This is a genomic window from Rhodococcus sp. NPDC127593, from assembly GCF_042671975.1.
Classification (GTDB): Bacteria; Actinomycetota; Actinomycetes; order Mycobacteriales; family Mycobacteriaceae; genus Rhodococcus_F.
The window spans coordinates 77,050-95,294 of record NZ_JBHXWI010000024.1 but is presented as its reverse complement, the minus strand read 5'-3'; the positions used below and the strand labels follow the sequence as shown (position 1 = coordinate 95,294).

Genomic DNA, 18,245 nt, shown 5'->3' with positions numbered 1-18,245 from the left:
CCTCCCCGTCTGAGGCGGGTCCCCGCGACCGACCTCAATCCCGAAACGATCATTTTTGATCGTCTGGGCAATCAGGAGTAAACCGTGTCTTGCGGCCCGCTGCAACACAAAGAAGCATGGGCGTGTCCCCGCCGTCCGAATAGCCGTGGCAGACTCATGCCCCATGACCGCTAGCGATCAGGAAGCCCCCGCCACCCTTACCTGCGGAAACCGCGTCCGCGAGCAATGGAAGTCGCACGACCGCGCCGGGCGCCTCGCGACCGCGATCAAGGCCGCAGGGATACAGCCCGGAGAACGTGTCGCGCTCATGCTCCGCAACGACATCGAATTCCTCGAGGTGTCGCTCGCCGCGGCCAGCTGTGGAGCGAATCCAGTACCGATCAACTGGCACTGGACCTCCCCCGAGGTGCAACACGTCCTCAGCGACAGCGGCGTCCGATTGGTCTTCGCCCACACCGAATTCGTCGGCACCGTGCAGCAGGCCATCGAGACAGCAGGTCTCGACACCGTCCTGGTGGAAGTGGCCATGCCGCCAGAGCTTCTCAGTGAGTTGGGGCTGTCTCCAGAGCTTTCCCGAGTGACTGGAACGAGCCAAACCCTCGAAGAGTGGATCGAGGACGCGGCGGAGCCGCTCCCCTACCAGGAGGGGGCAATCGCAGACTCGATGGGATTGATCTATACATCAGGCACCACGGGAACGCCGAAGGGCGTCATGCGCGAACGTATGACCCCTCATCAGCTGCTTTCCATCGCCGGCGGTACCGCGAACCGAATGGGTTTGGCCCCCGGTGGACAGATGCTGGTCGCCGGTCCGCTCTACCACACCAGCCCTAATGCGCTGGCCGTCCTCGCACTCAGGATGGGCACGAACATCACCATCATGCCGAGGTTCGACGCCGAACGGTTCCTACAGCACGTCGCCGAGCGAAAGATCCAGCAGGTCAAGATAGTGCCGACGATGCTGTCGAGGCTCCTGTCACTTCCGGATGACGTTCGGGCGCGCTACGACGGTTCCAGCCTGACCCACGTCATCCACTCCGCCGCGCCGTGCCCACCAGCAGTCAAAGAAGCCGCAATCCGGTGGTTCGGTAACGCCCTCATCGAGTTCTACGGTTGCTCCGAGGCCGGCACCATCACGTGGATCAATGCCGACGAGTGGCTTGCGCGCCCCGGCAGCGTCGGTCGCCCGGTAGACGGCGCCGACGTCCTGGTCGCCGACGACGAGGGAAACAAACTACCGGCGGGCGCGACGGGCCGCGTCTACGTCAAAGGAGCGGACTACTGGCCCGCCTTCGAGTACCTGAATCACGCGTCCACGGGCAAAGTTCCATTCCCCGGATACATCACCGTCGGCGACGAGGGCTACCTCGATGACGAAGGCTTTCTCTACCTCACCGGCCGCACAGCAGAGGTCATCATCTCGGGTGGCGTGAATATCTATCCGGCCGAGATAGAGAACGCGATCACGGCGCTGGGGACCGTGGAAGACGTCGCAGTATTCGGCGTCCCCGGAGGCGAATTCGGTGAGTCGGTCGCAGCGCACGTCATCCCCCGGCCCGGGGCGAACCTTACGCCCGACGGCATCAGGGAGTCCCTCAACGGTGTTCTTGCCCGTTACAAGATTCCTGCAACGGTCGTGATCACCGACAGCCTTCCACGCGAGGACTCAGGCAAAATCTTCAAGTCACGACTCAAGACGCAGTACGTCTAACCCTCCTGGTGGCGGGCGTCGTCGACTCTGCGGTTCCACCCGTACTCGATCATCGCCGATACCCGCCGCCAGGCGTTGCCTGCTCCGAAGATACCGAGCCCACAGGTCACGAGAAGCACAGTCAGGAACCCGAGCCCGACGCTTACCGGAGACTCGATCCCGATGCTGTCCCCCGCGACAAAGCGGAACACGACCCCGGCGAGTTTCCAAATCCCCCACAGCACACCGCACATGCAGCCGGCGATTGTCACGACCTTGCTGAGGCCAGAGCTGTATTTCCAGGTCATGTATCCGAGCACGCCGACGGGCACGGCGATCCACGGCAGAAACGTCAGCTGGTACAGCACCACGCGATGATCATCACCGTAGACATTCAAAAAGTCTGTCGTGGGCGCGAAATGACCACTCGAGAGTTCGAGCCGCAACGCGAGCGCGCTGCTCACCGCTGCTATCGAGAGGATCGAGAGGTCACGCCGGAATGCCGGATTCGCCCAGTCCTCTTTCTGCGTCCGGCTCGCGTGGAGGATGGCGAGCGCGAGGATGAGGAACGACCAACCACCTAGAACAGCGAAGGTTGCGCCCCATATCCGGTCTTCGGTTGTCAGCGGCTGCCGTTCCCCGAAGATCAGCAGCGGCGAATATGTGTGCAATGTCAACGAGTAGAAAATGATGCCCATGCCGAGCACCGTTCGGTCCGGGATCGCTTTGACCAGGCCCAGCCCCGCGAGAAGCGCGCCTACAACGCAAGAGGCCCACGCCACCCACTCGATCATTCAGTCTCCATCCGTCGCTGCTTTATGCCCGGAAACCGAACGCGGAGGACAGCATGCGCGCGGGCGCCTCAGCGGGACCGACTGCCCGCACTCGTTGCCTTAGAACGGTAGTCCCGACCTTCCACGCGAAACGCTCGCAGCTCAGTTCAATGCGCTGACGCCGGAAGGACCGAATCAGGCTGTGGGAATGATCCTCCGCGGCCGCGGAGCAGCTGTGCCCCTCCAGGAGGTGGAACACCTCATGGCTGACGATGAAAATGTGGTGATCTTCGCTGGTCGACGCGGGTACGGATACGAACGCACACCGGTCGGTGACGAAAGAGGCCCCGGACAACGGGAGGCCGGATGAAACCCCGCTCAACATCCGGATCGGTAGCCCCATCTCCGTCGACGCATTCGCGAGGAATTCGTCGAGGTCGAATGGATCGGGAACCAGATTCCGGACAAGCGCATCGATGCGCCGTCGGCCACGCACGCTAATCCTCGGTCTTCGGGAAGTCGCGCGCGAGGATGTCGCTTGCCTCGCGGACGAGGCGTGCAAGCTCGTGCCGCGCTTCGGGTGTCAGCTTCTTCGCGCGGAGGCCGGCGATCTGGAGGCCACTGTCCTGCAACGCCCGCTGGAGCTCATCGGCAGGATCCGGGGCGGCTCCGGAGAAGTAATCGAGACTCTGACCGAAGAACTGCCCAATTGCTTCGAGGACGGGTACATCAACCTTCCGGACGCGGCCGGTTCGTATTCGATAGATGTACTGCCGGTCGATCGTTCGTCCGACAGCGCGGCTCACGAACTCCGCGACGAGGGCGTTCGAGGTCTTGTTGCCCCGGGGCCACCGAGTCTTGAAGAGTTCCTCGACCCGGGTCGCAACAGAAGCATCGGCTCGTCCCATACCGAGCATTTTGGCATGTCCCCCTATGTTCGGTGACGGCAGCGCGATGGACCCGTTTTAGATTGCGGCCTTACTATAGTCATTGCAAAGCTTTTGGGACCAGTTACGGCGCGCCTCCGCTACTCCTCACCGTTCCGGGACCAGAATTGCCGGAACCCCACGAGAGGGAGGAAGGCCATGCCAACCACAAGCAAGGGATCACATGCCAAGCCCGGTCGACCGAGTCTGGGAGACCGCAAAAGGCTTGGACGGGTACCGGACGAGCTGTACGACCTGCTCGACAGCGAGCGGAAGGCGCACGGCGTCAAGTCGGTCAGCCAGTACGTCTCCGACCTCTTGGCTCTCCGTGCAGGCCGACCCGACCTCGTTCGTGAACTGAATCTCGACCAGGAGGTGCTTCCGCTGACTGCTTAGCCGCCTGCGCGACATCTAAATAGCCGTTCGCAGTAGTACGTCTGCAGATATGACAAAACCCTGGCTCTCATGCCGGAGAAACCAGGGTCGTGTCTTGTAGATAGCGAGTTCGCCGCTCGCGACTACTGCATCCCCGAAGGGACTTACCGTTGTCAGGTACGCCCCAGGGTAGCACTTTGCCTAATGCAAGTCGGGCAAGTACCTCATACCCTGTTGCCGATTCAATCACTCCTGCGCGTATCACCTCGTATGCCGACGAGGGCGCACCGAACACGCAGCTCTACAACACGTGTACTCGTCTGTGGTCGCCACGACAACGAGTCCGAGTCGATCCAGACAAAACGCACAGCTACAGCGCCACGGTGTCGATCCCAGCGCAGCATCCGGAGTTTCCGTGGGCGGTCTACCTCACCGACTCCGACCAACGGTTTCGCCTGCTCGGATTCGACTTCGACAGCGGCCGCCACGGTCGCCGCATCGCGCTCGAGGATTCGGACCGTCTCGCCTCTCAGCTGACCGAGCTGGGAGTGGCACATTTGCGGGCTCACTCCGGACCGACCGGTGGACAACACGTATGGCTCCGGCTCGCCGAAACAGGCGCAGACCCCGACACTGTTCGGCAACTGGCACATGCCCTCAGCCAGCACTACCCCAGTCTCGACACCTCCGCCCTGACGAACCCGGCCACGGGTGCAGTACGCCCCCCAGGAGCGCCACATCGAGCGGGGGGAAGATCGACCCCACATCTGCAAGGCCGGGCCCTCTTGGCGACACTTGATAAAGTCAACCGCGGAACCACACCCGAAGTCGTCACGTGGCTCATCGCGCGGCATCCCCACGTCGCACCGCCATCGCCCGCCCCGCGCCGGGCTGTACACCGGATCGTGGAGGACTCTGCGGGTCCTCGGCTCGACCGTCCCCATCGGTCACTCCCCCACCGCACCGCAGCCTTACTCGGTGCCGCACCACAGCCGGGCGTCGACCGTAGTGCCCTTACCCACACGATCTTCCTGTCAATGGCGCGGGCCGGGCACTCACTGGACGACGCCCGAGCCGCCGTTGCCACCTCCCCGGGACTGATTCGACTTCGTGAGGACGCGGCCCGCGGCCGCGACGACACAGAACGCCAGTGGTCCCGCGCCCTCGCCCGCGCCGCTACCTTCACCGCTGACCCCAGGCAGGCGCCACGTGAACCGATCGACGACGAACTCGACGCCATCGAACATGCCCTCGCCGCGACAACAGCGCACTGGGGCCGGCGAGGAGGAGCAAGTGACGAGCGGATCCTCCACGCACTGACCGCGCTAGCGCGCACTGCCCGGACCCGGGTCCTCGACATCGACTGCCGCCGTCTGGCACAAACGTGCGCTCTCGACGCCTCCACGATCTCGCGCAGGCTTCGAGTGCTGGCAGGGGAAGGCTGGGTCACGCTGACCACTCCAAGCGCGGGGACGCGAGCTGCACGGTGGACCCTCAACCTGCCGCCTGATGTGGGCGTAGAGACTACATCTCATGCAACACAAGGGGAACCCGCCCCCGCTTCTGGGCTCGGGATCCCGCTCCTCCCCCACCACACCCACGATCTATGGAGTCCCCTGAGGTCCGGCGGACTCGGTGCGGCAACCGCACGCGTCCACTGGTTCTACCGGGCTGGGGTCGACAGCCTGACCGGCTTGTCGGAGAAGACTGGTTACGGCACCGAGTACATCGACCGAGCACTCACCCGCTTGCACTCGACGGGACTGCTCACCTCGAAGGCCACGGGCGAGCAGCTGCTTCGGGCGCTCGAGATTGCCGCACAGACCCGGGGAGTTGCCGGAATCAACGCCCGCCGAGCCTCACGCCATCTGGTAGATCGCGAGCTGTTTACCTGGTGGAACGAAGAGCAACAGTGGCGAGGCACGCGGGGTAAGAAGCGCGGGACACGTCGGACTACCTCGACCGAAATGCTTGCGCTACCAATTTCGGCCCCGGCACGAGTCCGCTACGGCAGGTTCCCCACCAGATCGAACGGAAGGGCTGACTACCCCACCGCCCGAGCCGTGGTGTCTCAGGTCAATTCAGCCGTGCGGTCGGCCGCATGACAACCAGACCGAGTGGATCGACGAACATCGCTGCGACTGGGCAAACACAGGCCAGGCGGGACTCGTCGCCGCCAGCGCGGCACCCACTCCCCGGCCACGGATCCCGGCTAGGTTATCGAGTATGAGGCGCCCAACCACCTCGACACGTAACCCACAGTGCCGCACACCCCGGACTCCGTGCCGCACCGCTACCGACGTCGTAGCCCGGTTCGCTCAGGGAGCGAAGACCGTCATCGTCGACTCCCCGCCCGACCAGATCCTCGAACTCCACGACCTCATTGGCACCGGCACCCTGCGGATCACCGGCACCTCACGCGTCCGCATCACCACCAGCACGCCGCAACAACAGACACGATCGCCGGCCATCGTCGTCACCGACGCGGCCAAGGTGCAGCTCGAGGGACACTCTCGCTGCTACGCGTACACCACCGCCATCATCGAAGCGTTCGACGACACCCAGGTCGAAGCCCGCAACAAGACCACCGTCTACGCAGTCGACCGAGCCAAGGTCCGCGCCACCGACGAACCCACGATCTACGCATACGACCAAGCCACCGTCCACGCCGACGGACACACCACCGTCCACGCCACCGACAACAGCCGAATCCTCCTCCACGACAATGCCCACGTCACAGCGCAACGCGGTGTCACCATTCAAGGCCCAGCGCGCACCAACACTCGTATCCGCCAATAATGGCTGGCGATAAACTCTTCCGGTTCCACGCGAACAATGAGACTCGATGGGCTTCCCGTGTTAGCTTCCGTCCGGGCGAGCCGGAAATGACCGGCCCCATCCGGGAACTGGTGCCCTTACCGTTCCGACGGTGGAGGGCACCAGCCGTATGTGCCGCCGCCACAAACGGGCGATGAATGACCGGTCACCCGAACGTGTACAGGGTGGTGCTCCGGTCAGGTGCGCCGATCCGCCACGGGGGCCGGGTGGTGGCGGCCGGCGGTGTGCGGGTTGGTGGTGGGGCGCTCGCCGCCCCCACACCCCAGGCAGCCTCCAGGATCGACCACCACCGGCGCAACGGCCACCGCGGTAGGGAAGACCGGCCACGGCGGCACCCGTCCCGTCGACAACCGCAGGGGGCTACCGGCCCGACCCCGAGGCCGCAAAACGAAAAAGCGTGTTTGCACCCCCGGACCCGGCACGGTCCAGACGCACCCAGCCGACGGGACGACCACCACCTCCACACCCCGGCCATTGCAGGCACCCTGCAAACCTGCAAAACGACCTGCAACCTAGTTCCTATCGCGCACCTACAAGCTCGTACGGTGCCGTGTCGGATTCGTCACTGCCGTTGTCCGTTGCCTCGTCGGTAAGCGGGAGTGGCGGTGTACGGAATCCGGCGTCAACTGCGAGATCCTTGGCCTTGTTGTATCGACGCAGCGCAGTGCTCGCCCACTTCTCCCCCGTAGCCTCCGCAAGTGCTGCGAACGTTGCGTCTGGATGCTCGATCTTCAGTCTGGCAGTCTCCTTGACCATCGGATCGAGCTTGCTCGACTCGATGAAGGCCAGCAGGTATTCCGTGGTTTGCAGCTCGTCTGGCAACACCAGGGTCTCGGGCACCGCCGTTGCGATCCCGTTGCACGCAACGTCCAGGTCGTCGGCAACGACCTCTGCAACGACGTCATCCTCGCTAACGCAACCGTCAACGCCGGTAGTTCCGGCCTCCGCAATGTCGTCGCTCGTTGCATCACGTGACGGCGGCACATCCATCACCTGAATCTCTGCGGCATCGAGATCGACGCCAGTATTGCTGGTATTGCCAGCAATACTGTCAATGTTGCTGAAACTGTCCTGGACCTTGGGGTCTGGGACCTGCGTGTTTAGCCGAGAGCTGACTGCGCCTAAACTCTCTCGCTCCTCAACCGCCCTGCTGGTGATGTCGTTGCATAAGGCGTTGTATTCGGTGTGTGCTGTACCGATTGCCTTGATGAGGATGCCGACACCGTGGGTGAATGCCAGTACCAGCAACGGCGGAATGATCGCAATGAGCGATGCGCCTGTCGGCGTCAGCGGTGTGTAGCCCAGGTCGATGCCAGCCGCGACGTTGCTGGCAGCTTCTTCCCCGGCTCGGCGGGCATGGTAGGCGTTGCCGAAGACACTGATGAAGACCACAACGACGGCGAGCCAGAGGAAGAACCGCTTTCCTGTCGCGCGGCCACTGATCTTGCTCAGCGCAACGACAGCGATCGTTGCGCCGAGGATTGCGCCGTCGACGATGGCCGGGAAGATCCAGGTGAGGTAGTGCGGGATCCCGGCTTGCAACGCGAGGTCGCGCTGCACGGCAAAGGACAGCACAAAGGCCCCTGTGGTGATGCCAATTGCAATGGAGATCGCAACGATCAGAGCCGCAATCAGCGCGCGGACCTGGATTCGTGCTGCTCGAATACTAAGGTCATTCATGACTGGTCTTCCTTCCACGGGGTACCGGTCGGAACGAGGCCCCTGCCGACCCAAACGGCAGGGGCCTCATCGATTTGCTAGTCGTCAGCGAGCGGACGGCCAGGCGGAAGTGGCTTGTCCTCCCCCACGAATTCGTTGCCGTCGTTGTGTTGCGCGGCGCGGCGCTGTGTTGCGTCGGCGAGCGCCTTCTCCACGAAGTGGGACCAGTTGCGGTCGGCCTCGGCGGACTGCGTTGCTTTGAATGCCAGGCGCGCTTGCTTCAGGACGTCTGGGGCGATGTAGACAGTTGTCGGTTTGTTGCTCGGCTTCTTCTCCGGTTCCGCCGGCTGTTGCGTTGCGGGTACTTCCGCGGCCAGCTGCGCCGGATCCGCTGTTGCGCCGTTGCGATTCTCCTTCAAGAGCACTGACACATCGTGGGCAGGAGCTCGCGTCGAAACGCGAGATCGCGGCGGTAGTCCCGTGATGGCCCGATTCGTTGCACTCACGATGCCGCCGCCTCCTCTGTCTCAGCCTTGGTGATGCGTTGCACCATCTCCTGGCAGACGCCCAACATGTCCGCGGCAACGTCCTTCGCGCTTTTCGGTGCGTGCGCCTGGGCCTTAGCCTCACCGCGGACCACCTCGTACCACTTCGGACCGCTCTGGACGACATCATCGAGCTCGTGGACTAGCACTCCCCGCTCGCGGGCGGCGAGCCCTGTAGCTTCTGAATGCCTCACCATGTTTTCGAACACCACATCGCGAGCAGCGTCGCCCCCGAACGCCTCGACGATTCCTTCACGAGCCGTGCGCTGCACGGACGTGGAGTTTGCGCCGACACCGCACAGGACAACGCCGAGCAGGTCCAGGTCCTCGTTAACATCCAGGACTGCACTGAGGCGGGCCGCGACGGCAGACATGCCTTTGCGGCTCGAACCGTCGGTCTTCGTCGGGACGAGTAGCCATTTCGAGGCGGCGGCCGCAGCGGTCTGCAGCGTGTCGTCTCCGGGAGGACAGTCGATGATCACCATGTCGTACTCGCCGGCTATGGGCGCAAGAGCGGTCGCGAGCGCCAGCTTCGCACCCAGCGGGTCCTTCGTTGCCTTCGCGGTCAGCGCGGCGGTAGCCATCGACAGATGCGCGCCACCAGGGATGACGTCGAGGTTTGGACGGACATCACGGACAGGCGTAAGTGGATCACCGAACGAGAGCGCTTGCGCGAGGTTCTTTCCCTCGTCATCGATGTCGGTGTACGTGTAGCCGAGATCCTCCGCAATGTTCCCCTGCGGGTCGAGGTCGGTAAGGAGGACCCTGTAGCCGGACTCGGCCAGCAAACCAGAGAGGTTTGAGGCCAGGGTCGTCTTGAACACTCCCCCCTTCCCGTTGAGTAGCGAAATGACACGATGCAACGCGACCGCATCGCGTTGCGGGACTACTTGCGTGCGAGGTGAGGGCACCGGCGTCTCCCTTGTTGTCCCGGAGCGGGTTTCACTGTTAATGCTGGCATTGCCATCAACGATGGCTATTGCCGCAACGCCAGGATTGCCGGTGTTGCAGGTGTTACCAGCGTTACTGGTATTACCTATGTTACCGGCAACAAGGTCATTGAAAGCATTGCTGGCATTCCCGGCGCGTCGCCCTAGCCAGTAATGCTTGCAATACTTTATGCAGTTCAGGGCGATATGCCCGTATTGCTTGCAATGCCATCATTGGCAACGCAACCGCACTCCACAGGCTGCAATGCCTGTTTTACTTGCAATGCTGGGCAAACGGGCGGATACGACCAGCCGTGCACGGCGCCAACCCGCGCAACAGCCAGCTTTGCCGGTATTGCTGGCAAAGCTGGGATTCTGACTATTGCCAGCAACGCTGACGCAATACCCGCCCGTTGCGTGCAACGACATGGCGTGCCCGTTCGTTCATTGTGTGCAACGGTGACCCCGCGCAACAACTGGCCGCGGGGCCGCGGTTCGCAGATTACCGAGCGGGACGGTCGCAACAAGTGCTCTCCAACATCGCCGAACGGTCCGACATCTCATATCGTTCGTTTTCCGGCGCGTCTTACCGGATCTTTCAACCGGCCATCTAAAACGAACGGGTCGAAGCCGATTCACCAGCCGCAGGTTCGCCGTGGAGCGCCGTTCTCGCGTGTGTCGGTATGTCCTTGGCCAAAACGGACGCTGGTGACCGCAGAACGGCGCTCAGCCCGTTTTGCCTTGTCGGTCGGGCCTCGGTAACAGCTGACGAAGCGAATAGCGGCGTCAGCTCACGTTGGAGTGGGGTCGACGCAGGCGCAATCGACGTGACGTGGCCGCGCTTGGATCAGTGTCGATCGGTGAGCGCCTGGATGAGGGCTTGCAGTCCGTCGGCGTCGAGGTAGTCGACCAGGGCGTCGGCGAGAGTGGCTGGGTCGGCTTCGAGGCGTCGGAAGGTGCGCGTGACTTTCGCCGCGGTGACAGGAGTTCTTGTCGGGTTGCGGTTTTCGGGCTCAGGGGTGGGATCCGGCTCGGGCTTCTGGTGTTCCCGCTCCTTCTCCGCGGCCCAAGCCTGGACCTGGGCCTCGGGCGGGACCTGGGCGAGGGAGCGGGCGGTGCGGACGGCGAGTTCTCCGTTGCGGAGTGCTGTCTGCAGTTCCGGCGTTAGGCGGAGCAGTGCCCGCCGTTGAGAGATCCACCCCTTGGACTTGGCGAGCTTCATGGCGGCCATCTCGACCGTCCCACACTCGCTGATCAGGAGTTCGACGGCCTTGGCCTCTTCGATGACGTCGAAGTCGCGGCGGCCGACGTTCTCGATGACCGCCGCGGCGAGCAGGGTGACCCGGTCCTTGGCGACCTCGTCCTTGACGACGATGTCGAGGTTGGGGCGCCCGAAGTTTTCGGCGGCGGCCAGTCGTCGGCACCCGTTGATCACCACCCACCGGGCGAGCCCGATCTCGGCTTCGTCCTCCGGATACAGCCGCAGATAGGCGTCCCGGGTCACGACTAGTGCGGGTTGAAGTTGGGTACCGGTGATCGAGACCAGATCGCTGAGATCGCCGAGGTCATCACGCGGATTGCGCGGATTCGGGGCCAGCTCGCTGAGCGGCACATTGGTCGGAGTCGCACCGGAAGCGGGACGGTCGACGGGGGAGTTGTCGCCGACGACGCCGGCGAGTGCCGCGAGGTTGGTACGGGTGCCGCGTGCCATCACCGACCACCGTCGATCCGCAGTTCCAGAGCCAGCCGGTAGAAGTCTTCGCGGGCCTGCAGTGCGACCCTGTTGGCGGGGTATTCGGTGACAACCAGGCCGTCGGCGCTGGCCCGGGCATGCAGTTTGTAGTGGCGGATTACGGTTTTCGCTAGTGGCCACTTGTTCGCGCGGACGAAGTCCTTGGTCTCCTCGAGGTCGATTTTGCCATCGCGGGGATCCCAGTTGTTGATCACCACCGTGTACGGAATGCCGCGGGGTTCGAGGACTTTTCGGATGGTGCGTGCGGTCGGATCGAACGAGAGTGGTTCGGTCTCCATCGGCACGATGACGTGATCGGCGACCTCGAGCACCGCTCGTAGGGCGTCGGCGGCGGGGCCGCGGCCGAGCGGGTCGCTGGTGTCGTCGGCGCCGGCGAGGTCGATCCATCCGGGGGTGTCGACGTAGGTATGCCGGATGCCGGGCAGCTGATTCAGCTGACGCAGGCCGTTGAGATCGTCGTGGGCCTGCACGATGTGGAACGGCAGATTCTCGAGGCGATCCGCCCACCAGATCGCCGAGCCCTGCGGGTCGATCGACACCGCGGCGACGGGAGAGGTGGCATCGGGATCGTCATCCTGGTTGAGAACATCGGCGGTGACGGCCGCGAGATTGACGGCGATGGTGCTTTTTCCGACGCCGCCCTTCTGATTGAGGAGGGCATGAATGGTCATGGGACCCTTTCCGTTTGCTTCACCCACTCGTGTGGGCTACTTCGGACGGGATGCACGGTACGGCACCAGGCGGTCACGGCAGATCCGACACGCGGCGGGGCGGGGAAATGATGTGAAGATCATCCGTCACACCTCGGTATGTCCGTTTTGTTCGTTGTTTACCGCGGTAAACAACGGACAAAACGGACATCATTAGCTTTAGTGCTGCGTGAAGAGTGCCTCGACGAGCGCGGCGGCGGATGCGGTCTTCGCTGCGGTTTTCGCGGTCGCGGTGGCGATGGCGGTGTGGCCGGCGAGATGCACTGTGGCGGTGAAGCGGAGTGCGTGCGCGGGGCCGTCGGTGTGGAACTCCCACTCGGGTGGGGCCTGATTGTTGTTCTGTGCGAGGCTCATCAGCCACGCGGTGGGGTTGGAGAGCGCCTTGGACTTCTTCGCCCCGTCAAGGTTCAGCGCGGCCGGGGCGGTCCTCCGGTGCGGTTCCGCGGAGATGGTGGAACCGGAATCCTCCGGCGCCGGTGGGGGAGTCGACGGCTCCGGAGGTTGTGGCGTGGTGGGCCATTCCGGTTCCGGATCGGGGTGATCGGTGCCGGTCAACTGCGCGCGCACTGCCGCCCAGAGAGTGGCCTGTTCGGCAGGCTTCTTCGCCGCCGCGATGGTCCACGGTCCGCGAATGCCTTGGTGGGTGGCGCGGGCGGCGAACAGCGGGTTGTGGTCGGCGCCATTCTGTCGGGTCTCGAGGTCGGTGGGGGGTTGATCGGGGTGGGTTTGCCGCCACACCGACACCACGCTCGGCCCCATCTCCGGGTGACTATCGGTGAGGGTGTCCAGAACGCGGAGCTGGAGGGGAAGCCAGCTGGGGTCGGCGGCGTCGATCAGGACCGCGACGTCCGGGGCGGTCAGCAGGTCGGCGTCGACGCGCCGGGCGAGCTCGGCGGCGAGTTCGGCCCGAAGTGGTGCGGCGGCTTCGGCTTTGACCACTTTGTGGAATCGGCGACCGTCCAGGGCACTGAGATCGGTGGTGGCCTGCTCGGCCACGACGCGTTGGTCGGCGTGTTTGAAGTGATTCTTCTTCGCCTCCCGGGCGGCGCGGGTCCGTCGGTTCAGGTCGGCGCCGAGGGCGGCCAACTGCTCACCGGTGTAAGGGCCGGGGCAGCGGTCCAGGTGGGCGAAGATGATCCGCTGGTTGATCAGGTCCGCCACCCGGCGCAGCGGGGAGGTGACGTGGGTGTAAGCGCTCAGCCGAAGACCGTTATGTCCGTGGACCGTCGGATCGTAGCTCGCGGCCCGCAGCGTCGACAGCAGGCGCCCACGCAGTTTCGCGAACAGGTCCGGGTCCCCGGCCGCGGTGGCGATCTCGTGCATCAGCTCGTCGGTGCTGCCGGCGACCGGGTTGGGCCGGTGGTTGCGAAACAGGATCGGCAACCCCTGCTCGACGCACCAGAGCGCGACCGCTTCGTTGGTGGCGATCATCAGCTCCTGCACGATGACGTAGGCGACGGTCCGCAGTTCGGCGGCGATCGCGACGATGGCTCCGTCCTCGTTGGCTGCCCAGCCGCGGGTGAGGTCGTAGAACGCGAGGGCCCCGCCGTCGCGGCGGGCGGTCAGCAAGCTCTGTGCGGCCGCATCCGCTGCGGCCAGTGGGCGGTGCAGCGGATGTGCCGGGTCGGTCAGGATGCCGGGCACCTCGGCGTGATCGACCGCCACACACCGGCCCGACGGGATCTGTCCGCGGCCGACGGTGACGTCCACCAACTGCCCGTCGGGGGTGAGAGTGCCGGTGACCCGCAGGCTGGTCCGCCGGGAATCGGAGGTCAGAGTGGCAGCCTGCTCGGCCGTCTCGCCGAGCATCGGAATGGTGCGACTGCGCAGGTATCGGGTCTCCGCCCGCAGGAACGCCTGCTCGTCGGCGACCGACCCCAGTTCCACCACGTCGGCGACGCCGGCGATGTGGACCTCGACCGCCCACCCGCCGCCGCCGAGCGGGATGACCGAGAAGGCGTCGTCCCGGTCCCGCGCAGCCGCCGAATCGATCATCAGCAGCGTCGACACGTCGGTGACTGTCGAAGATGTCATGGTCGCCGCACCCCCTTTGGTTCTACAGGCCACCGACGATAACCAATTTCACCAGGTGCCGTCAGCGACGCGCCTATAGGAGCATTACCCGCGAGTCCTGAAAACCGGCTTCAGGTACGGTTTGTTTACCGCGGTAAACAACGGACAAAACGGACATTCTTGATGTCGCAGCCCCGTGTACTGCCCCATCCGGATGGCGCACAGCGTCGAATCGCACAGTGCGCGTCCTGCGGCAAGCGCGGCGGCTCGAGAAGGTGAGATCGCGATGACTACTGTTCCTGACCCCACGCCCGACCCTGTCTGGGAACCGCAACGGCGGCCCACGCTGACACCGCGCGAGCTGGAGATCCTCCGCCTGTGGCTGCGTAGTGAATCGAAGGCGGTTGCCGCATCCGACCTCGGAATCAGCCTGGGCACGATCAACACCCACCTGATCCGGATCCGAGCGAAGTACGCTGCTGTCGGACGCCCCGTTGCAGATAAGTCCGGCTTGTTGGTCCGGGCGCAGCAGGATGGGCTGGTGTCTCTCGCTGAGCTCTGACGCGACGGTCCACTGCATTCTCTAACGGTTCAGAGCGTTGCAGAGGGGCTGACCCGTCGGCCTTGTTCAGTGCGGAGGATCTTTGCGGGCGTGGCCGGGAATTCTCGGCGGGCCCTGACGCTGCGTCGTGACTAGTTTCCTGTGCGGACCGGCCGGCGTGCGGTCTAGGGCCTTCAGGGCGTCCCGGATCGCCGGGGCAGGGCTTGGTCGTGGAGCCGCGCTGCCCGGGCATTCTCATGGGCAACTATCGCTTCTTGCCAGTCATGATCGGTCAGAGCGGCGTGGTCGCGGGCGACTGGGGGTAGGACGCCGAGCTGTGCGGCGATCTGCGCCCACGACATGCCCGCCGTAAGGGCCCCGGTCACCGCCCTGGCGAGGAGGTCGTCGGTCCGATCGCCGCTGGCGACGGCAGCCTGGTTGTCAGAGTCCACCGAAAGGTCCGGCCTGGCCCGCTGGATAGACGCGCATTGTTTGATCCATCCCCGTGACTGTATCGGGCGCTTCGGGGCGCCGACCGGTCAACGATCGTTGACCGGTCGCCGATCCGCCATTTGGACAACCGTCGGCAGCGTACGCGCGACAATAGGTGAATGACCGAGCTACAGATCCGCGAGGCGACGCCGGACGATGCCCAGGTGTGTGGGCGCATCATGTTCGACGCCTTCGAGGGGCTCGCCACGCGCCATAACTTTCCGATCGAAGCGGGCACGCCCGAATTCGCCGACTTCCAGATCAAGGCGATGCTGGACACTGACGGCATCTATGGTCTGGTTGCCGAACGGGACGGCCGAATCGTCGGCAGCGCCTTACAGGACGAGCGCGGAAAGATCGTCGGCATAGGACCCGTGGCCGTTGACCCGGCGGCGTCGGACGCGGGGGCGGGCCGTGCGTTGATGAATGCGTTGCTTCAGCGATCGCGCGAGCGCGACGTCGTCGGCGTGCGGCTGGTACAGACGGCGTACAACTACCGGTCCTTCTCCCTGTACGCCAAGCTCGGCTTCGCCGTGCGTGAGTTGTTGTCCGTCTTCCAGGGAACGCCACGCGGGTCCGCGATTCCCGGCGCAGTCGTGCGTCCGGCGACACCGGACGAGATCGCCGCCTGCGACGAGATCTGCCGGCAGGTGCACGGCCACGACCGCCACGGCGAGCTGCAGCATTGGGTCAATGTCGGCACCGCCCGGGTGGTCGAGCGTGGTGGCCAGATCACCGGCTATGCGACGGGTTTCGGCTACACCGGGCACGCGGTCGGCAAGGCTGACGACGACGTCATCGCGCTGCTGGCCAGCGCCGACGAGTTCACCGGCCTCGGGTTCCTCGTGCCGTCACGCAACACCCGCCTCATGGCTTGGTGCTTCGATGCTGGGCTGAAGATCGTCCAGCAGTCGACGCTGATGACGATCGGGCTCTACAACGAGCCGCAGGGCGCGTGGCTGCCGTCGATCGGCTATTAGGCGTCCTGGCGCAACAATGCACCGCGCCGTCGCATTAGGGCTTTGTCCCAGATTTCGCTCGAAACTGCGCGATTTCATGAGTTACAACTGGAATCCACGCATTGTGATCGGATTCCGGAACTTGTAGGTCCGGTCCAGCCCGCTGCGGATCGGCAATTTCTATCGGCGCAGTGTGTGGGAGGGCGGTTCGCCGAACTTTTGCTGGTAGAACCGGGCGAACCGGCCGAGGTGGTTGAAACCCCATCGGTAGGCGATGTCGCTGACGGTGGCCGTGTCGTCGGTCGCGGCCAGCAGGTCGGACCGCACGCGTTCGAGGCGGACACTGCGCACGTACACCGAGGGGCTCATGTCGTATCGGTCCCGGAAGAGTTTTTGCAGTTGGCGTGCGCCCACACCGGATACGCGGGCCAGGTCGCTGATGGTGTGCTGGGCGCCGGGTGTGTTCTCGATGAGTTCGACGACCTTCTGCAATGCCCTCGGATTCTCCGGGGTGTCGTCGGCGTGGAGTGCTTCGGTCAGGGAATTGCTCTGGTTGAGCAGCAGCCCGGTGATGAGGGCGCGTTCGAGGAGGTCGACCTGGGCGGCGAGGACGCGGCTGGGGACCGGGCCGGGGTCGTTGATGGTGTCGACGAGAATTTGCAGTGTCGACCACCACCGGCGTCCCGGGGGTGTGGTCAGGTCGAGACCGATGTCGAACTTCACTCGCCGATCGAGGGGTCGCCCCAGGATGTGGGTGAGTTCGGTTTCGAGTGTGCCGCGGTCGATCTTGATGCAGATCTGGGTGGCGTCGGCGTTCCACGAGGGCAGGATGGTGTGCTCGTTCGGGGTGAAGACGGCGGCATGTCCTGGGGTAGCGATGGTCTGCTGTGCACCGCATCGGGAATCCACGGCCCCGGACAGGGGGATGTTGATGTGGTAGCCGCCGACATCGCCGGGGTCGATGAGTACCTCGGCGCCGAAGTGCACGATTCCCAGGGTGAGGTGGCTCAGTTGCACGGCGGAGAGCCGGGCGTGCGTCAGGTGTGTGTTCGGCCTGACCAGTTCGAGGCGAGCGGGGTAGAACACGCTGTTGACGCCGGCACGGTAGACGTCGAGATCGTCCGATCGGTACACCGTGCCGCCCGGCAGTTCGACCGGGAAGGCCGGCGCCGTGTCCGGTGGGTCCTGGGGATCGATCACACCCATTACGTCCTTTAACTTTTCGGGCACCCTCGGGCGCCGGGTTCCGAACGCGTCCGCGTCGGCACTTGGGGTGCGGGTTCGCAAAGCGGCCAGGCCCTCTCCGAAAGGGGATTTCCGGCCGCCGCATGCACCTTTACCGTCGGATTTAGCACGACAGAGTGACCTACGCAACAGACCCGCTTGCGTGGTGTTGCGAGCCACCCCACCGAGGAGCACTCACATGACTACCGCACCTGGCCGTGAGCCGACCGTATCTGCCGGCATCGACCCGAAGAATTTCCGGGATCTGATGTCCCGGGTCTGCGCACCGGTGACGATCGTGACCACGGCCGACGACGACGGCCCCCATGGAGCTACTGCCAGCTCGTTCGCCGCCCTGTCGCAGGACCCGCCGCTGATCACGGTCGCCTTCGATCGTCGATCCGCGCTATTGCAGCGCATCCGGTCCAGTGGCCGCTTCGGGATCAACCTGCTCGGGCACGGACAGGACGATCTTGCGATGGTGTTCGCCAGCCGCGGTGCCGGCGCGGAGCGCTTCAACAGCACTTCCTGGCATCACGACACCGGCCTGCCGCGCATCGATGGCGCCGCCGGCTGGGTCGCCTGCGAGTTGTACGACACCGTCGAGGGCGGGGACCATCTGCTGCTGTTCGGCCTGGTCACCAAGGTGAGTAAGGCGGAGTTGCCTCCGCTGGTGTACGCACACCGCACCTTCGGCACCCATTCCCGCTACGCCGAACGTCCCCGCCGACCCATCATCGACCAGATTGCCGCCTGCGCGTCGAGCTGAATCCACCCCTCCCTGCCTACATCCACCCTCATTTTCTGAAAGGTTCCAT

The 18,245-nt window shown here is 64.5% G+C and carries 17 protein-coding genes; 6 read left to right on the top strand and 11 right to left on the bottom strand.

The window, feature by feature from the left end; translation table 11 throughout:
* The first annotated feature begins 163 nt into the window (after positions 1-163).
* The gene (locus ACFVJ3_RS22965) at positions 164-1,711 is read left to right on the top strand and encodes an AMP-binding protein (protein ID WP_378454221.1); all 1,548 of its coding nucleotides are present in this window, start codon (positions 164-166) and stop codon (positions 1,709-1,711) included.
* Here ACFVJ3_RS22965 and ACFVJ3_RS22960 read toward each other — a convergent pair.
* Both ACFVJ3_RS22960 and ACFVJ3_RS22955 read right to left on the bottom strand, forming a co-directional pair.
* Positions 1,708-2,484, bottom strand: coding sequence for a hypothetical protein (locus ACFVJ3_RS22960; RefSeq protein ID WP_378454220.1), 777 nt, complete (start codon positions 2,482-2,484; stop codon positions 1,708-1,710). The two genes, ACFVJ3_RS22965 and ACFVJ3_RS22960, sit on opposite strands and share 4 nt — an antisense overlap.
* Before the next feature lie 476 nt (positions 2,485-2,960).
* On the bottom strand, positions 2,961-3,371 hold the full coding sequence (locus ACFVJ3_RS22955; RefSeq protein ID WP_378454219.1) for a hypothetical protein: 411 nt from the start codon (positions 3,369-3,371) through the stop codon (positions 2,961-2,963).
* A gap of 177 nt (positions 3,372-3,548) precedes the next feature.
* Here ACFVJ3_RS22955 and ACFVJ3_RS22950 point away from each other — a divergent pair, with 177 nt between their 5' ends.
* Entirely contained in the window at positions 3,549-3,785 is a 237-nt protein-coding gene (locus ACFVJ3_RS22950) for a toxin-antitoxin system (RefSeq protein ID WP_378454218.1), read from the top strand.
* 1,034 nt (positions 3,786-4,819) lie between these two features.
* On the opposite strand, the gene ACFVJ3_RS22945 is transcribed toward ACFVJ3_RS22950, so the two are convergent.
* Positions 4,820-5,011: a hypothetical protein gene (locus tag ACFVJ3_RS22945; protein WP_378454217.1), complete on the bottom strand. Its 192-nt coding sequence runs from the start codon at positions 5,009-5,011 to the stop codon at positions 4,820-4,822.
* Positions 5,012-5,990: 979 nt separating this feature from the next.
* Here ACFVJ3_RS22945 and ACFVJ3_RS22940 point away from each other — a divergent pair.
* The gene (locus ACFVJ3_RS22940; RefSeq protein WP_378454216.1) at positions 5,991-6,563 is read left to right on the top strand and encodes a hypothetical protein; all 573 of its coding nucleotides are present in this window, start codon (positions 5,991-5,993) and stop codon (positions 6,561-6,563) included.
* A 558-nt stretch (positions 6,564-7,121) separates the two neighbouring features.
* On the opposite strand, the gene ACFVJ3_RS22935 is transcribed toward ACFVJ3_RS22940, so the two are convergent.
* The 6 genes from ACFVJ3_RS22935 to ACFVJ3_RS22910 form a co-directional block, all read right to left on the bottom strand.
* Positions 7,122-8,282: a DUF2637 domain-containing protein gene (locus ACFVJ3_RS22935; protein WP_378454215.1), complete on the bottom strand. Its 1,161-nt coding sequence runs from the start codon at positions 8,280-8,282 to the stop codon at positions 7,122-7,124.
* 77 nt (positions 8,283-8,359) lie between these two features.
* The gene (locus ACFVJ3_RS22930) at positions 8,360-8,686 is read right to left on the bottom strand and encodes a hypothetical protein (RefSeq protein WP_378454214.1); all 327 of its coding nucleotides are present in this window, start codon (positions 8,684-8,686) and stop codon (positions 8,360-8,362) included.
* Positions 8,687-8,763: 77 nt separating this feature from the next.
* Positions 8,764-9,717, bottom strand: coding sequence for a ParA family protein (locus ACFVJ3_RS22925; protein WP_378454213.1), 954 nt, complete (start codon positions 9,715-9,717; stop codon positions 8,764-8,766).
* Positions 9,718-10,582: 865 nt separating this feature from the next.
* On the bottom strand, positions 10,583-11,446 hold the full coding sequence (locus tag ACFVJ3_RS22920; protein WP_378454212.1) for a ParB/RepB/Spo0J family partition protein: 864 nt from the start codon (positions 11,444-11,446) through the stop codon (positions 10,583-10,585).
* Positions 11,446-12,159: a ParA family protein gene (locus ACFVJ3_RS22915; RefSeq protein ID WP_005566945.1), complete on the bottom strand. Its 714-nt coding sequence runs from the start codon at positions 12,157-12,159 to the stop codon at positions 11,446-11,448. The genes ACFVJ3_RS22920 and ACFVJ3_RS22915 overlap by 1 nt, the downstream gene beginning before the upstream one ends.
* A 198-nt stretch (positions 12,160-12,357) precedes the next feature.
* Entirely contained in the window at positions 12,358-14,232 is a 1,875-nt protein-coding gene (locus ACFVJ3_RS22910; RefSeq protein ID WP_378454211.1) for an RNB domain-containing ribonuclease, read from the bottom strand.
* Positions 14,233-14,497: 265 nt separating this feature from the next.
* On the opposite strand from ACFVJ3_RS22910, the gene ACFVJ3_RS22905 reads away from it, so the two are divergent.
* Positions 14,498-14,773 carry a response regulator transcription factor gene (locus ACFVJ3_RS22905; protein ID WP_378454210.1) on the top strand — a complete coding sequence of 92 codons (276 nt, stop codon included), beginning with the start codon at positions 14,498-14,500 and terminating at the stop codon, positions 14,771-14,773.
* 173 nt (positions 14,774-14,946) lie between these two features.
* Here ACFVJ3_RS22905 and ACFVJ3_RS22900 read toward each other — a convergent pair whose 3' ends face one another.
* Complete coding sequence (locus ACFVJ3_RS22900; RefSeq protein ID WP_378454209.1) at positions 14,947-15,204, bottom strand: hypothetical protein; 258 nt, start codon at positions 15,202-15,204, stop codon at positions 14,947-14,949.
* 159 nt (positions 15,205-15,363) lie between these two features.
* Here ACFVJ3_RS22900 and ACFVJ3_RS22895 point away from each other — a divergent pair, with 159 nt between their 5' ends.
* Positions 15,364-16,224, top strand: a complete 861-nt coding sequence (locus ACFVJ3_RS22895) for a GNAT family N-acetyltransferase (RefSeq protein WP_378454208.1) — start codon at positions 15,364-15,366, stop codon at positions 16,222-16,224.
* Between the two features lie 159 nt (positions 16,225-16,383).
* On the opposite strand, the gene ACFVJ3_RS22890 is transcribed toward ACFVJ3_RS22895, so the two are convergent.
* Positions 16,384-17,403 (bottom strand): AraC family transcriptional regulator, encoded by a 1,020-nt coding sequence (locus ACFVJ3_RS22890; RefSeq protein ID WP_378454207.1) that lies wholly within the window; start codon positions 17,401-17,403, stop codon positions 16,384-16,386.
* 223 nt (positions 17,404-17,626) lie between these two features.
* Between ACFVJ3_RS22890 and ACFVJ3_RS22885 the strand changes: the two genes are divergently transcribed.
* Positions 17,627-18,196 carry a flavin reductase family protein gene (locus tag ACFVJ3_RS22885; protein ID WP_378454206.1) on the top strand — a complete coding sequence of 190 codons (570 nt, stop codon included), beginning with the start codon at positions 17,627-17,629 and terminating at the stop codon, positions 18,194-18,196.
* Positions 18,197-18,245 lie beyond the last annotated feature (49 nt).